Source organism: Candidatus Cloacimonadota bacterium (genome assembly GCA_011372345.1).
Classification (GTDB): domain Bacteria; phylum Cloacimonadota; class Cloacimonadia; order Cloacimonadales; family TCS61; genus DRTC01.
On the sequence record DRTC01000450.1, the window covers coordinates 1 to 1,968 of the forward strand.

3 protein-coding genes are annotated in these 1,968 nt (G+C 33.3%); all 3 read left to right on the plus strand.

Annotated elements, in window-relative coordinates; all coding sequences use genetic code 11:
* The coding region (locus tag ENL20_08760; GenBank protein HHE38647.1) for a glutamine--fructose-6-phosphate aminotransferase at window positions 1-150 on the plus strand (150 nt) is incomplete at its 5' end.
* A gap of 56 nt (window positions 151-206) precedes the next feature.
* Window positions 207-962: a DNA repair protein RecO gene (gene recO, locus ENL20_08765; protein HHE38648.1), complete on the plus strand. Its 756-nt coding sequence runs from the start codon at window positions 207-209 to the stop codon at window positions 960-962.
* Window positions 959-1,951 (plus strand): FAD:protein FMN transferase, encoded by a 993-nt coding sequence (locus tag ENL20_08770; GenBank protein HHE38649.1) that lies wholly within the window; start codon window positions 959-961, stop codon window positions 1,949-1,951. The genes recO and ENL20_08770 overlap by 4 nt, the downstream gene beginning before the upstream one ends.
* Window positions 1,952-1,968: the final 17 nt, after the last annotated feature.

Here is a 1,968-nt window from a genome sequence, read left to right on the forward strand (position 1 = left end):
AGTGTCATCTATATTCCGGAAACTTTCCATACATTACAACCGTTACTTTCTGTAATTCCGCTGCAGCTTCTTGCTTATCATGTTGCTGATCTGCGTGGTTATGATGTCGATCAACCGAGAAATCTGGCGAAAAGTGTGACAGTTGAGTAAATTCTAAAACTTGCCATCCGGTAGCTATCGGATGGCAAGTTTTTATATAAACCACAATGCATGTCCGAGAAAGATCGATCAAAACAAAAGGGATCATTTTCAGAAAAACTCCATTTAAAGAATCGAGTTTGATCCTGGAAGTTTTCTCAAAAGATATGGGAAAGATCTCGGTAATTGCTAAAGGGATCAAAAAGGAAAAAAGCAAAAGTACCGGTCTGATAGAGATTCTTAATGAACTGGAATTTGTTCTTCATAAAAGTTCCGCATCCGAATGGTATATTTTAAAATCGCAAAGTCTGATCAAAGCTTATTTATTTGAGACGGATTTTCAAACAAATGTAGTGATGCAGGCAGCTGTTGAAATATATCGGCAAATGATCATTTCTGAAATTGATGCGGAGAATTATTATGATCTGCTCATTACTTATTTTGATTTCCTTCCCAAAATAAGAAAAAATAAAATCGCTATTTTCTGGCGATTTCTGCTGCGCATTTTTAAAGAATCCGGAATTGAAATGAATGTTCAGAACTGCATCATCTGTTTCCAAAATAAATCCTTTGTTTCATTTTATCCTTTAAAAAACGGTTTTGTCTGTAAGGAATGTAATCAACGGATTATGGAAGAAGCAATGATCAATATTTCGTCTAGATCAGCGGAAATTTTTCAGAAGTTGGAAATAATCGGAAAAGTAATCGATGAGATCGAAATCTCTAAAAATGAGATCAAACAAATAAACAGAATTTTTTTAGTACATCTTTCTGAACATTTCCATAAAAGATTCCATCTGAAGAGTCTGGAGATGTATAAATGAAAAAACGAGATATTGTAAATCTGGTAATTCTGATCATTGTCATTTCTTTTGCAGCATACAGATTTTATCATCGAAAATATAACTTTGCAAAAAGCAGATTTGCATTGGATACAATCGTTGAAATTACCTTTACTACTTCAAATAAAGATTCTAATCCTTTGTTGGATAGAGCATTTGATTTGATCGAGGAATATGAGAAAAAATTTTCATTTTTTCAGAAAGGAAGTAAACTTTGGAACATTAACCATTCCGAAATGGACAGCGTTCAAATCGATAAAGAATTTTTTGAGATTTTAAAGATCAGTGAAGACCTATTTTATAAAAGCGGTTCATTATATGATGTTACGATCGGAAGTTTAAGCGAGCTCTGGGATTTTTCAAATACTCATATTCCTTCCCGAGATTCTATTGAAATCGCTCAACATTCAATTGGATTTGAAAAAATAAGATATTCGGAAAATTATCTTTTCAGACCTTCGGAAACAAAACTGAATTTCGGAAGCCTGGCAAAAGGATATATTATTGATAGAGTTGTAGATTTCCTTAAGGATAATTTAGTTGAATCAGGAATTATTAATGCCGGTGGAGATATGAGGATATTTGGATATGAAAAACCAGTGAGAATAGGGATTCAGCATCCAAGAGCAGAACAAAATGAAGTAATCGAGATTCTCCAGGCTGGAAATCAGGCTATTGTAACTTCCGGTGATTATGAAAGGTATTTTGAAATTGATGGAAAAAGATATCATCATATTCTGAATCCCGAAACAGGTTATCCTTCAGAGAATGCGATTTCGGTTACTGTTATTGCACCTTCAGCAGTTATTGCCGATGCTTATTCGACAGCTTTATTCCTGATGAAACCGGAGAAAGCGATCGAAATAGCTGATCAAAATGAAAATATGGAAGTAATTGTTTATTATCAAAATGAGGACGAAATCGATAATTTAAAATCGAAGAATTTTAGTAGATATTTGGTTGAGAAATAAATTTACCAAATTTTCCA